The sequence below is a fragment of the Pantoea sp. SGAir0418 genome, assembly GCF_043529865.1.
In genome coordinates this window covers 220563-232941 of sequence record NZ_CP027912.1, presented here as the reverse complement: position 1 = coordinate 232941, position 12379 = coordinate 220563, and the positions used below count along the sequence as shown (strand labels likewise).

The window sequence follows — 12379 nt, the reverse complement described above, 5'->3', positions numbered from 1 at the left end:
CATTATCGGCGAATATGTTAGTGAGAGCCCCTACCTTAAGCGCCTTTCACATGAAACTGATGCCTGACAGTTACCTCACTCAGACATTTTTCTTAAGATTTTACCCTGAATAAACGCTATCGCTGCATTACACAATCGGCAATCTGTCGGACACTGAGATACGTTTGCATGGTATCCAGAACGCTTCATCACAACCTGACATTGACCACTGCCAGTCGCGCCATACTTTTTTCTTCTCAGTCCAGGTAAACTTTATTCTGGCTGGTATAGGCTGGCCGAAATCTGTCCGAATAGAGGCCGAAAAAATTCTAACTGTCTGATTATAAAGTTATGAATTAGTAAGTATTACTACCATTTATATGCAGGCATCGTGCCCATATATCGTTGAATTTTCTGGATTAAGCGGGCGGTTTTTAACAAATATGATACATATACCGCATATTCAGAAATGCATGATTTGCAAGTTCAGATTTTCGCCTGTACGAAAATGTCCGAAATTTGTCCGTAATTACATATGCCTCATACCAGTACGTACTCATCGCCACGGAAGTCGGGATACTTCTGCGTCATCGAGAGATTCTTATGACCCAGCAACCGCTGTGTAAACACCTCACCATAATGCGCTTCAAATAACCTTCCCGATAAACTGCGGATCTCATGGAAAGCTGGCGGGTTGTCCGCCTCATCCAGACCGCAGCGGGTTCGCGCCTGCGTCAGATTTTCCGGGCGCGGCGGCAGGTCTGGTTACGGTGGAGGTTAGCATCATAAGTTTCAGGCCTTTTGATCATATTTTACTTTTTCCATCAGCAAATTACCCCCGACAACACTATGCGAATGAACGTTTGGATTCCTGGCGTGTTTATGGGAATTGAGATAAATCGCTTCCGGATGAAGCCGGCACTCTTTGCCGTGTAGCTCCGGGCATGGGTAGATTCGCCCTTCGCGTGCCCAGCGGCGCATAGCGGACAGGGAAGGCGGCTGAGAATAGGTTTCGCTCGCCCACTCGGTCAGGGTGAGCAGCTTAGCCATGATTAACTTCCAGATTTCGGTCCATTAAAAAACCCCGCAAAAACGGGGTTTCATTGTTTATCTCTGTCACGTTTATCCTGCTCAGGCTTCCATTCAAGCCCGCACATATCGCAGGAAAACTTCCCGTCAGGGCGCTTTCGTGCTCCCACAGCGGCTTAAAATGCGCCCTGACGCAGCGGTTTCACCGCGGGCGTTAATGAATGGCGCCTTATATCATCACTCCGGACCTTAGCCCCCAATAGACCGGATCTAACACCAGATTCCAGGTGAAATGGAGAGCAGCCTGAAGAAATGCATAATTACTTCCGTGAACGCCTGGCGTAAAGTTAATGCGTGTTTTTCGTTTCATGGCAACGCCCCCTGATGAAGATAGCGTTGCATCGACCCGTTGAACTCACAGCGTAGAGCGGCCTGAGATTATATCGATTGCTCTGCTGACATGCGGACGTCAGCAGATAGCGGCGGGGACATAAATTGCCAGCTTGAGTGCAGGGGAGTCATTTGACGTAAACGTTGAATAGCAGTATGTCCGCGTTATCCCGTCCTTCCCTGTGAGTTTTTTCTCTCCGGACACCGGCGCCGTTATCACATGCTCGCTCCACCATGTATCAAACTCCGGGCATTCACGGCTTAAGCATTCTACCAGCGCAGTGAAGGTCTCATCGTCTGCATTTCGTGAATAACTGGAATGAAACAGGCCGAGCATTCTCTGTGCCTCTGCAGCCCAGGTGTCGCCAAAAAGGTATCTGGCCTGCTCTGTAGTGAACATGAAAACCATGATATTTCGCTCATCTGCAGCCAACAGGCTGAAATCCGTGATGAACTGTTCTGCTGCAGAATTCCACACCAATACATCCCATCTGTCATTGGTGACGTAGGCAGGCTCACTCAGCGCCCTGACCAGATGCGATAAGCTAGCCGGGACTTCATGTTCGATATCTGCACTTTTTTTCCGGCCTGTCAGTGTTTTCAGGTGCAGAAATTCTGCCTTGCTCAGCTGCAGAGCTTTAGCCAGGGCGTTAACTATCCGTTCGGAAAGCGTGCTGACCCGTCCCTGTTCGATTTTGGTATACCATTCCGTACTTATTCCCAGCATCGCCGCAACTTCCTCACGCCTTAGCCCGGGCGTTCGCCGTCTTTCTGGCCCGGCAGAGGGGGGACGCTCAGGCTTAACCCTTGCACGTCGTGAACGTAAAAACTGACTGAGCTCAGTATTCTTAACCATTTTTTGAACCTGGTAGTAAATTATACCTGTATAAAACTAGTGTATTTTACCCCGTTTTGGGTCGCCCTATGATGGTTTCATATTGTTCTATGCCCTCAGGAGAATATGACCATGAAAGCTGCTGTGCTTACTGCCTTTGGCCGTCCGCTGGACGTTAAGAATGTGCCTGCACCGGTGATGGGAACCGGGGAAGTCATTGTCGATGTGGTTGCGGCACCCGTTCTCTCCTACACGAATGAAGTACTGAGTGGGGAGAGAAAATATCTTTTACCTGTGCCGGTCATCCCGGGCTGTGGTGCCATCGGAAAGGTTCGCCAGACCGGCCCTGACTCAGCCTGGCTGAAACCAGGAGACTGGGTATTCTGCGATCCGACGGTGCGTTCCCGTGACAACGCGCTGTCGCCAGAAATTGTCCTCCAGGGATGGAGTGCCCGTGGTGAAGGAGGACAAAAAATCCAGCAATATCACCTGAATGGTAGTCTTGCTGAACAAATACGCATTCCGACTGAAAACGCAGTGCCCATTGGCGACATATCGCCTGCAGAAGCGGGGCGATGGTGTGCCATCAATACGCTGCTTATAGCCTATGGCGGATTGTTATCTATGGATTTGAAAGCGGGAGAGCGCCTGCTGGTCAGTGGTGCAACCGGTAATTTCGGCAGTTCCGCTGTGCTTGCTGCCCTGGCCATGGGAGCCCATAAAGTCATCGCACCGGGCCGTAGTGAACGGGTGCTGAACGATTTGAAAAAACGTTTTGGATCGCGTGTGGAAACAGTAAAGCTCACAGGTACAGCAGAGATCGATATTGCTGCCATGAAGCACATGGCCGGGGGACCCATTGATGCGGTCCTTGATTTCCTTCCGCCGTCTGCGCAGGCCTCTGTCGTCCGGAATGCGATTATGTCAGTCAGACCTTATGGTCGTGCAGTCCTTATGGGCGGTGTTGGCATGCTGGGTGGGGACGATCTTTCGCTACCTTATCCCTGGATAATGCGTAACCTCATTACCGTAAAAGGGCAGTGGATGTATGAACCTTCGGCAGTCCCTACGCTCTGCGGCCTTATACGCGCGGGACTGCTTGATCTGAGCCACTATGACGTAACCGAGTTTCCGCTTGAGAGAGTGAATGATTCAGTCGCGCATGCTGCGAAAAACAGCGGGCCGTTTAAACTCACCGTCGTGCGTCCCTGACCAAAGGCGCCGCGTTGGGCCGGATTGCTCTCCTACGACGGCCCTGCGTATGGGTTCAATCACAAAATTCTGGCACAAAAAAGCCCGCTGCGCGGGCTTGATAAGAACCGATTAATGCGGAATCTCAGAGACCTCTTTGACATCCGCTTTGTTGATCTGCTGTTTGACACCATTGGCATCAACGTAGCCCAGCAGTCCGCTTTCCGCTTCCTGCGGTTTACCATCGCTGACAATGGTACGGCCATCATTGGTATGAATGGCGTAGCTGGTACGGGTACAGCCGGTCAGGGCGCTCAGTGCCACAATGGCTGCCAGTGGTAACAAAATCACTTTTTTCATGTCGCTCTCCCTATCGAGTAGATCAGTTATTCAGTTCACTCATATTGGTGATCTGGTCACGGTTAATCTGTTCTGTTTTACCGGTTTGCGCATCTTTATATGAGACCAGGCCAGTATCACTATCCACCTGTGGCTTACCATCGGTGACGATAGTGCGTCCGTCGGTGGTTTTAATCGCCTGATTCGATGAACAGCCGGCGATGGCAAAAATCGATGTCAATAACACAGCCGCTACAGTCAGTTTCTTCATAGTAATTTCCCTGATTGGTCTGAAGTCCAGCTATAAGCGTAGAACAAAATCCGGATTCTGGTCTGACCTGACTCGCTTTCTTTGCACAATTAATGCGGTTTAGCGTGCAATTGATGAGGAGGAAATTACCAGGCGCGGCTAATGTGTTTCGCCGCGTATATTGGGAAGGCAGGATAGCGTTGCGATATTACTCAGCGGCCAGGCGACCAAGCAGCAGAGAAAAAATAGCCTCGTAATGCGTTTTCAATATCACATCGTCGCACTGGTCGAGACGTGCTATTAGCGCGACAAACAGGGTTTTTCGGTTCAGCAACTTGCCGCTGCACAAAATTTCCTGCACCAGCGTGCCAAGTAACTCATGCTGCTTTGCCTGCAGCGATCCACCAGTCCATGGTAATGCATCTTCAGAATTATTATGAAAAGGATCGTATCGCATCATCATTACCCTGATAGCAGTGCGTTAATTCAGCTTTTTGGCCAGCAGCCTGATCGCATTATCGCAGGCCTGCTGGATGGCCGGATTCTCCGAGCGCAAGCCCGTGCGATACAGCGCGCCAATTATTTGCTGAACAGATAAGGTTTCACCCGGTTGTACAATCTGTGTGACGACTTTGCCCAATAAAAGATAGATCTCATCGGCATCTTCTAATTCATCGTGCTTCACTCAACCCCCGGAACAAATAAACATAAATCTAAGTAATATGTTACTGACTGATAAATATTATTAAGCGCGCGATTCCAGGGTTTAAAACGTTATCGCGGCGAATATTAATTAGGAAACGCCTATTTCCTAATAGGCCAGACGAATCAGTCCAGAATGCTGAGCACCATATTAATGGTTTCTTTGCCATTAGTCACATCCTGAATTTTGCCTACCACGCGCATACCAAATGCCACGCAAAGCAGCAGTCCAGCGGCGGTGTCGGCATCCAGTCGTGGCGAAATCGATCCGTCCTCTTGTCCCTGTTCAACCAGCGAAGTCAGGAAGTTGCGGTTGCGTAATACCGCTTCACGCACCAGCTGGGATAACTCTTCGTCCAGCGTTTGCAGTTCCACGGTACTGCCAACCACCAGGCAGCCACGTCTGCCCTCGATCTCGCTGGCTGAGTCGAGATAAAACTGCAGCAGCTCAGCAATGCGCGCCCGGCCGGTCGGGTACTGTTGCAAACGGGTGCGCAGGTCCACATTGCGCAGCAGGATGTAGCGCTCAAACACCCGCAGAAACAGGGAACGTTTATCCTGAAACGCTTTATAGATACTGCCCGCCGTCAGGTTCATCGCTTCACCTAAATCGGCAATCGAGGCCGCATGAAAACCCTTCTGGCGGAACACGATCATAGCGCTGTCGAGCGCTTCGTCGATATCAAAGTTGCGCGGTCTGCCGCGCTCTCTGGCAGCCGGCGCCGGATTGGGTTTACTGGTCATAATGCGGGCTATTTAGAATGAATCGTTTCCAAATTATCCGGCTTATCGGTGACAGGGTCAAATCCTGCCCAAACGCCTGGCCCGGCGTGCGCTGATCGACAGCGAACCGCGTTAATGTTCAGCCCTGCTAGTTGAGAATTTTTGACTGCCGGAGGATGATAAACCTTTTGCCGGGCCGGGACCTTTTCATGCTGATCTCCACTGAGGATACGCGCACTTTCAACACCGACATCCGCCTGGCGGCGACGCTGGCCGCCGTGGCGGGCGCACTGAACACTGCGGCGTTCGAAACGGTTGGTTTCTTCTCCGCCAACATGACCGGTAACGTCTCGTCACTGTCCGATCATCTGGCGAAAGCCAATCTGCATATCGGGCTGTTCTTCCTGCTGATTGTGCTGTTATTCATCGCCGGTTCGTCGGTCTCCACGCTGATCATCAATTCCGGCCGCAGGCGGCAGATACGCGGCATCTACGCCATCAATATTCTGCTGGAGGGCATTGCGTTGCTGGTGCTGGGGATTGTCGAAAGCGGCTTTCATTTCAGCGAGGGCGGTGTGTTACTGATTCTCAGCCTGAGCTTTCTGATGGGCCTGCAAAATGCGGTGGTAACGCGCATCTCCAATGCCCGCGTGCGCACGACGCATGTCTCTGGCACGTCAACCGATATCGGCATTGAGCTGGCGATGCTGTTCGATGTGCTGCGTCGCAAAGAGTCACCGAAAGACGCGCCGCTGTACATTGAGCGGCTAAAACTGCATTGCTACACCGTGCTGGCATTTCTCGCTGGCGGGGTGCTGGGCATTCTGCTGCTGCAGTGGCTAAGCTACGCGCTGCTAATCGTTATTGGGTTACTGCTCAGCGCGCTGGCGCTGTCGGCGCTGAAACGTGCGGGCAGCAACCCGCTTCACGCCCGCTAAGGAAGGGAATCATGATCTCGCTCGACGACCGCCTGCAAGTTATCTGGCAGTTGCTTAGCACTGCCACCACATCGCGTTCAGCTTTCACCCTGATGCAGCTGGCAACGGTGAGTGCCGACGGTCAGCCCAGCCTGCGCACCGTGGTGATACGGCAGTTTTTGCCCACGCTGCCGGCCCTGCGGTTTACCGCCGATCGGCGCAGCGCCAAAATGCAGGATATTGCAGCCCAGCCGCAGGTGGCGTTACTGGCTTATGATGCCGCCAGTCGCGTTCAGCTCAGGCTGGCAGGCACGGCTCAGCGCGTTGACGATGCACAACAGCGTGCCGCAGCCTGGCATGCATTGCGCCCGCACTCACACGCGTTGTTTCAGTCACCGGTCAGGCCGGGCAGCGTGATTGCCCATCCTGATGACGCACTGCCTGCCAGCGCGCAAAAGGCGGGCACCGGGCCCGACGAGCACTTCGCGCTGGTGCAGATCACCTTGCATAGCGTGGAGTGGCTGGATGTCAGCCGCGAGCCCCATCAACGCGCGCGATTTGAGGCCACTGCGGATGGCTGGCAGGGCAGCTGGCGTGTGCCCTGAGATTTATTGTTCCGCCGGTGTTTTTGCCTGACGCGGGCGGCCAGCCGCACCGGCGCACACCAGCGCCAGCAGTACCATGATCAGTACCGGCAGCATCGCCATGCGCAATCCGGCATGTTCGCCGATAAAGCCCAGTCCGGGCGGGCCGACCAGAAACGCCAGATAGCCCAGCGTGGCGGCAATCGTGACGCGCACCGCGCTGTTATGGCCATCGCCCGCCGCCGAGACCGTTAGCGGGAAGCCGAGCGACGCGCCGACGCCCCAGAACAGTACGGCCGCCGCCGCCAGCCATGGGTTATCGGAGAAAATCACCAGCGTCAGCCCCAGCGCGGCGGAGAAAGCGCTGGCGCGCAGTACCCAGACACGGCCCAGACGATCAACCACCAGCCCGCCGAGAAAGCGCCCCAGCGTCATGCCAGCGGTGAAGCCCGCGTAGACCAGCGTGCTTTGGGTATGATTGAGGTTATGGCCGTCGATCATCAGTAACGGCAGCCAGTCGTTAGCCGAGCCTTCCGCCAGCGCCATCGCCAGAATCACCACGCCGAGCACCAGCAGCTGGCGGTCACGCAGTTCACGTCCAACCTGGGCCAGAAAGCCGCCATGATGCGGCTGTTCGCTACGTTCGCTGTCGCTGGTGGCGGGCAGATGGCGCAGCGCCAGGGCGGCAATCAGCAGGTTAACCAGCAGCACCACGCTAAAGTGCCAGTGGGTGCTGATATCGGCTGCGGTCATGGCCAGCCCCGCCAGTGCGCCGATCAGCGTGCCGAAACTGAAGAAGCCGTGAATGATGGTCATGATTGACTTGCCGATGCGCCGCTCAAACGCTGCCCCTTCGACATTAACCACCACATCCATCAACGCGGTTCCGCCGCCCAGCAACACCAGACTGGTAAACACCAGCCCGCTACTGGCGAGCGTCAACGCAACGGTCATCAGCACCAGGCCACCGAGCAGGATCAGGTAACCCGAGCGCATCACCCGGCTGGTGCCAAAGTGCGCGACCAGCTTACCGGCCAGCAGCACGCCCAGCATGGAGCCACAGGAGAAGCCAAACAGAATCAGACCCATCATTTCCGTCGAGGCGTGCAGCACATCACGCATAAAGGGCGTGCGGCTAACCCAGGAAGCCCAGGTAAAGCCAGGAATAAACATCAGGCCAAAGATGGCCCATTTACCGCGTGTCTGTTGCTGAGGGTGCATAAGGTTCCTTTAGGGAGCGGTGGGCAAGCGGGGGTGAAACGCTTTCGTTGCTGATGGCCGTTAGCATGGTTCACAGAATAGCAGTTTTGCTGGCGCTCGTTGAGGCGATGTCGCTTGCGCCAGCGCGCCGGGGGGAATTGGTCAGTGGGAGAAAGCCCCTCCGCGCGACGACGCGGAGGGCAAAGGGATTAGAAACTCTGCCAGTCGGCATCGCTGGCCAGTGCCAGGCGTCCCGGCTGTGGCGCTTTGTGGCTCGCCGGCGCCGGCTTGATGACCGGCGTTGCGCCGGATTCTGCCAGCACGAAGCGGGTCACCAGCTGGTTGAGCGTCTGGGCCTGTTCCTGCAGCGATTGCGACGCGGCTGAGGCCTGTTCCACCAGCGCGGCGTTCTGCTGCGTCACATCATCCATCTGATTCACCGCCTGCTGCACCTGGCTGATGCCCTGACTCTGCTCAACCGCGGCCGCGGCGATTTCGCTCATCAGTTCGCTGACCTGATGGATAGCGTCATTCATCACCTGCATATTGCTGCTGACGTCGCTGGCCTGGGCGGCCCCGGCTTCAGTCAGTCGATGCGACTCTTCAATCAGTCCCTTAATTTCGCGTGCGGCCGAAGTGGAGCGCTGAGACAGGCTGCGTACTTCGCCGGCCACCACCGCAAAGCCCTTGCCGTGCTCACCGGCGCGTGCGGCTTCGACTGCGGCGTTGAGCGCCAGAATATTGGTCTGGAAAGCGATGCCTTCGATCATCGAAACAATGTCCGTGACCTTGCGCGAGCTGCCACGAATGTCATCCATGGTCGAGAGCATGGTGCTGAGCGAGGTACCACTTTTTTCCGACAGCGCACTGGCGTTAGCCGCCAGCTGGCTGGCCTGGCGCGTGTTATCGGCGGTCTGACGTACGGTTTCACTCAGTTCAGTCATGCTGGCCGCGGTCTGCTCCAGCGAAGCAGCCTGCTGCTCGGTACGCGCAGAGAGGTCTTCGTTACCGGCGGCGATCTCCACTGACGCGCTGCCCACCGAATGTGAGGCGCTGCGCACGGCGCTTAACGAACTGGCGACGCTGCGCATCAGCTGATTGAAAGAGTGCGCCATGGTGCCCACCTCATCGCGACGGCTTTCGTCGGCGCTCAGCGTCAGGTCGAGATTTTCGCTGGCGCGCATCATGACTTTGCCGACATCGGACAGACTGCGACGAATGCGCAGCACGGTGAACAGGGCGAACAGGCCAAAAATAATCACTGTGGCTATCACGCCGGTAATGGTGGTCCACAGCACTTCATGGAAGGTGCTGAGGTTGGTGGCGCGTAACTCATCGCCGATAGAAATATTCAGCATCAGCTGCTGCTGGTAATTGGTGACCAGCTGGCGAATGGCGGCACCAATGCCGTTCTGCCCCTCGATCAGATCAAGGCTGATGGCGTTCTGATGCGCGCGCGAGGCAGTGAGAAACGCCGGCAGCCGCTCGCTCACGCGCTGAATATTGGCAAAGGCCAGCTCGGTCAGTCGCTTATCTTCGTCACTGGAGAGGTTGTGAGTCAGGTAGTAATCGGTGAGCGATTTCAGGCCGCCGATCTGTTTATCAATGTCCGCTTCAACCGCAGGCATGTTGCTATCCTGCAGCTGAGTCTGATGTTTGTAAAGCGTCAGCGCCAGCTGATTGCTGCGATCAATTAACGTGTTGAGGTCTTTGATCGAAGGGATGGCATTGGTTTGCACATATTCAAAGCGCTCCTGGAAGCTGGAAAGCAGTGAGATGGCGAGCACGGCTTGCAGAATGATGGCGCCAAACAGCATGGAAAAGGTCAGTAACAATCGTTGGGAGATGTTCATCTTATTATCCTTAATCTAAACGCACCCCGACGCCTGACGCGGCGGGTACAAGGGCAGATTAAAGAACATCGGCAGATTGTGGTTTTTAGTTAATGAAATTTTAGCGCCGGGTAGCAGAAGAGGCTGGCGGGTTAACAGTGGAGCCGGTCGCCGTGAACGGCGACCCTACGGTGCATGTCCCGTTATTTCCGCAGGGTACGCATTCATGCGCACCTGGAAACGGGGAGTGCATGTCCCGTTGTTTCTGTAGGGTGCGCATTCATGCGCACCTGGAAACCGGCACCTTGCGTTCCACTCACGGCCGGCGGAATAGCGCCAGGCTGCGGCCCTCCAGCTCGAAATCCTTCTCTTTGGTAATTACCAATCCCTTACTGGCGCTGTCGGAGGTGGTCAGCTCCAGCACCCAGCCGCCTTCACCAAACTGCGGGATGCGGAACGGCACATTGCCTTCAAACGGATTGAACAGCATCAGCACATCGTGCCAGATACCCTCTTCGGTTTGCAGATCCGGACGCCCAATGTACACGCCGAGCGTCGAGCCCTCGTCCCACTGTTCCGCCTGCTGAAAACCGCCGCCGGCGTTAAACCATTTAATCTCCATGCCGTCGCGCCAGCTTTCGCGTCGCAGCAGCGGCTGCTGCGCGCGCAATGCGATGATCTGACGGGTGAAATCGCGTAACGCATCAGCGGAAGCCGGCAGATCTTCCCAGTGCAGCCAGGAAATCTCGCTGTCCTGGCAATAGCCATTGTTATTGCCCATCTGGCTGCGGCCAAACTCATCGCCCGCCAGCAGCATCGGTGTGCCGTGAGAGAAAAACAGCGTGGCGAGGAAGTTACGCTTCTGCCGCTCGCGCACCGCGTTGATGCCTTCGTCGTCGGTGGGGCCTTCGGCACCGTAGTTGTATGAACGGTTATCGTTATGGCCGTCGTTGTTATCTTCCCCGTTGGCATCGTTGTGCTTGTCGTTGTACGAGACCAGATCGTTCAGCGTAAAGCCATCGTGCGCGGTGATAAAATTGACGCTGGCCCACGGGCGGCGGCCGCGTTGATCGTACATATCGCCGGAACCAAGCAGGCGCGCGGCAAAGTCGGTTGAGACGTTGTCGCCTTTCCAGTACTCACGCACCGTGTCGCGATATTTGTCGTTCCATTCGGCCCAGCCGGGCGGGAAACCACCCACCTGGTAGCCACCGGGGCCGATGTCCCAGGGTTCGCCGATCAGTTTTAGCTTAGACAACACCGGATCCTGCGTCATGGCATCAAAGAAGCCGCCACGCTGATCGAACCCTTCCGGCTCGCGGCCGAGAATGGTGCCGAGGTCGAAGCGAAAACCGTCGATATGCATCGATTCTGCCCAGTAGCGCAGCGAATCCGTCACCAGCTGCAGCACGCGCGGATGGGAGGTATTCACTGTGTTGCCAGTGCCGGTATCGTTGATGTAATAACGGTGCTGATCCGGCAGCGTGCGGTAATAAGAGAAGTTATCAATCCCTTTAAACGACAGCGTCGGCCCCAGTTCGTTGCCTTCCGCGGTGTGGTTATACACCACGTCGAGAATCACTTCGATGCCGGCATCGTGGAAAGCGCGCACCATGTCGCGAAAGCCCTGAATACCGCGCGGACCGAAGTAGCGGCTGGCAGGCGCAAAAAAGGCCAGCGAGTTATAGCCCCAGAAGTTTTTCAGTCCGCGATCCAGCAGGTGCTGGTCGTCCGGGAACCAGTGCACCGGCAGCAATTCCACTGACGTCACGCCGAGGCTTTTGATGTAGTCGACGGTGGATTTGTGGCTCATGCCGTCATAGGTGCCGCGCATCTCTGCCGGAATGCCCTGATTAAGCTGGGTGAAACCTTTGACGTGGGTTTCATAAATCACCGTGCTGGACCACGGAATGCTGGGCCGGTTATGGTCCTGCCAGTCAAACTCATTGGTATCAATTACCCGACACTTGGGGGTAAATGGCGCGCTGTCACGGGTATCCAGCGTCAGATCTTTATCTTCGTGCAGTAAATCGTAAGCGAAATGCGCTTCATTCCAGTCGATGTTGCCCTGCAACTCGCGGGCGTAGGGATCAATCAGTAATTTGCTCGGGTTAAAACGGTGACCGTTTTCCGGATCGAACGGTCCGTGAACGCGATAACCATACAGCGCGCCGGGTTTCAGCCCGGGCACGTAGCCGTGCCAGATTTCGTGGGTATATTCCGGCAGATCGAAGCGGGCGATTTCATGCTGACCGTTCTCATCGTACAGACAGAGTTCGACCCGTTCCGCGTGTGCTGAAAACAGCGCAAAATTGACGCCGTCCCCATCAAAGTTGGCGCCGAGCTGGTGCCCCGATCCAGCGGTGATTTCTAAAGGTTTACCGTTAGACATTCAATCCTCTCCATCC

Annotated in this window: 14 protein-coding genes; 3 read left to right on the top strand and 11 right to left on the bottom strand. The window is 55.4% G+C overall.

Going from position 1 to position 12379, the window contains the following annotated elements; genetic code table 11:
* Positions 1 to 519: 519 nt before the first annotated feature.
* From C1N84_RS20080 to C1N84_RS20070, 3 genes are all read right to left on the bottom strand, one after another.
* Positions 520 to 717, bottom strand: coding sequence for a tyrosine-type recombinase/integrase (locus C1N84_RS20080; RefSeq protein ID WP_264444707.1), 198 nt, complete (start codon positions 715 to 717; stop codon positions 520 to 522).
* Positions 718 to 771: 54 nt separating this feature from the next.
* Positions 772 to 1029 carry an excisionase gene (locus C1N84_RS20075; RefSeq protein WP_058785627.1) on the bottom strand — a complete coding sequence of 86 codons (258 nt, stop codon included), beginning with the start codon at positions 1027 to 1029 and terminating at the stop codon, positions 772 to 774.
* Positions 1030 to 1477: 448 nt separating this feature from the next.
* Positions 1478 to 2254 carry a helix-turn-helix transcriptional regulator gene (locus C1N84_RS20070; RefSeq protein ID WP_264444448.1) on the bottom strand — a complete coding sequence of 259 codons (777 nt, stop codon included), beginning with the start codon at positions 2252 to 2254 and terminating at the stop codon, positions 1478 to 1480.
* Positions 2255 to 2365: 111 nt separating this feature from the next.
* Here C1N84_RS20070 and C1N84_RS20065 point away from each other — a divergent pair, with 111 nt between their 5' ends.
* A complete protein-coding gene (locus tag C1N84_RS20065) occupies positions 2366 to 3445 on the top strand; it encodes a zinc-binding dehydrogenase (RefSeq protein ID WP_159377524.1) in 1080 nt (359 codons plus the stop codon).
* 111 nt (positions 3446 to 3556) lie between these two features.
* Here the strand turns inward: C1N84_RS20065 and C1N84_RS20060 are convergent, their stop codons facing one another.
* From C1N84_RS20060 to C1N84_RS20040, 5 genes are all read right to left on the bottom strand, one after another.
* Positions 3557 to 3784 (bottom strand): YgdI/YgdR family lipoprotein, encoded by a 228-nt coding sequence (locus C1N84_RS20060; RefSeq protein WP_021508704.1) that lies wholly within the window; start codon positions 3782 to 3784, stop codon positions 3557 to 3559.
* Positions 3785 to 3806: 22 nt separating this feature from the next.
* Positions 3807 to 4034 (bottom strand): YgdI/YgdR family lipoprotein, encoded by a 228-nt coding sequence (locus tag C1N84_RS20055; RefSeq protein WP_021508703.1) that lies wholly within the window; start codon positions 4032 to 4034, stop codon positions 3807 to 3809.
* A gap of 187 nt (positions 4035 to 4221) precedes the next feature.
* Positions 4222 to 4476 (bottom strand): biofilm development regulator YmgB/AriR family protein, encoded by a 255-nt coding sequence (locus tag C1N84_RS20050; protein WP_125310694.1) that lies wholly within the window; start codon positions 4474 to 4476, stop codon positions 4222 to 4224.
* 18 nt (positions 4477 to 4494) lie between these two features.
* Complete coding sequence (locus C1N84_RS20045) at positions 4495 to 4698, bottom strand: hypothetical protein (protein WP_021508701.1); 204 nt, start codon at positions 4696 to 4698, stop codon at positions 4495 to 4497.
* A 143-nt stretch (positions 4699 to 4841) separates the two neighbouring features.
* The gene (locus C1N84_RS20040) at positions 4842 to 5459 is read right to left on the bottom strand and encodes a TetR/AcrR family transcriptional regulator (protein ID WP_058775115.1); all 618 of its coding nucleotides are present in this window, start codon (positions 5457 to 5459) and stop codon (positions 4842 to 4844) included.
* Positions 5460 to 5647: 188 nt separating this feature from the next.
* Between C1N84_RS20040 and C1N84_RS20035 the strand changes: the two genes are divergently transcribed.
* Positions 5648 to 6376: a YoaK family protein gene (locus tag C1N84_RS20035; RefSeq protein ID WP_010615793.1), complete on the top strand. Its 729-nt coding sequence runs from the start codon at positions 5648 to 5650 to the stop codon at positions 6374 to 6376.
* 11 nt (positions 6377 to 6387) lie between these two features.
* Positions 6388 to 6960, top strand: a complete 573-nt coding sequence (locus C1N84_RS20030; protein WP_264444457.1) for a pyridoxamine 5'-phosphate oxidase family protein — start codon at positions 6388 to 6390, stop codon at positions 6958 to 6960.
* A 3-nt stretch (positions 6961 to 6963) separates the two neighbouring features.
* On the opposite strand, the gene C1N84_RS20025 is transcribed toward C1N84_RS20030, so the two are convergent.
* The 3 genes from C1N84_RS20025 to glgX form a co-directional block, all read right to left on the bottom strand.
* Positions 6964 to 8160 (bottom strand): MFS transporter, encoded by a 1197-nt coding sequence (locus C1N84_RS20025; protein WP_222952291.1) that lies wholly within the window; start codon positions 8158 to 8160, stop codon positions 6964 to 6966.
* A 188-nt stretch (positions 8161 to 8348) separates the two neighbouring features.
* Positions 8349 to 9992, bottom strand: coding sequence for a methyl-accepting chemotaxis protein (locus C1N84_RS20020; RefSeq protein WP_264444463.1), 1644 nt, complete (start codon positions 9990 to 9992; stop codon positions 8349 to 8351).
* 295 nt (positions 9993 to 10287) lie between these two features.
* Positions 10288 to 12363, bottom strand: coding sequence for a glycogen debranching protein GlgX (gene glgX / locus C1N84_RS20015; protein WP_264444465.1), 2076 nt, complete (start codon positions 12361 to 12363; stop codon positions 10288 to 10290).
* Between the last annotated feature and the right edge of the window lie 16 nt (positions 12364 to 12379).

Coding starts and splice junctions, on each gene's coding strand:
- C1N84_RS20075 (WP_058785627.1), bottom strand. CDS start 1,029: ATGGCTAAGCTGCTCACCCTGACCGAGTGGGCGAGCGAAACCTATTCT.
- C1N84_RS20070 (WP_264444448.1), bottom strand. CDS start 2,254: ATGGTTAAGAATACTGAGCTCAGTCAGTTTTTACGTTCACGACGTGCA.
- C1N84_RS20065 (WP_159377524.1), top strand. CDS start 2,366: ATGAAAGCTGCTGTGCTTACTGCCTTTGGCCGTCCGCTGGACGTTAAG.
- C1N84_RS20060 (WP_021508704.1), bottom strand. CDS start 3,784: ATGAAAAAAGTGATTTTGTTACCACTGGCAGCCATTGTGGCACTGAGC.
- C1N84_RS20055 (WP_021508703.1), bottom strand. CDS start 4,034: ATGAAGAAACTGACTGTAGCGGCTGTGTTATTGACATCGATTTTTGCC.
- C1N84_RS20050 (WP_125310694.1), bottom strand. CDS start 4,476: ATGATGATGCGATACGATCCTTTTCATAATAATTCTGAAGATGCATTA.
- C1N84_RS20040 (WP_058775115.1), bottom strand. CDS start 5,459: ATGACCAGTAAACCCAATCCGGCGCCGGCTGCCAGAGAGCGCGGCAGA.
- C1N84_RS20035 (WP_010615793.1), top strand. CDS start 5,648: ATGCTGATCTCCACTGAGGATACGCGCACTTTCAACACCGACATCCGC.
- C1N84_RS20030 (WP_264444457.1), top strand. CDS start 6,388: ATGATCTCGCTCGACGACCGCCTGCAAGTTATCTGGCAGTTGCTTAGC.
- C1N84_RS20025 (WP_222952291.1), bottom strand. CDS start 8,160: ATGCACCCTCAGCAACAGACACGCGGTAAATGGGCCATCTTTGGCCTG.
- C1N84_RS20020 (WP_264444463.1), bottom strand. CDS start 9,992: ATGAACATCTCCCAACGATTGTTACTGACCTTTTCCATGCTGTTTGGC.
- glgX (WP_264444465.1), bottom strand. CDS start 12,363: ATGTCTAACGGTAAACCTTTAGAAATCACCGCTGGATCGGGGCACCAG.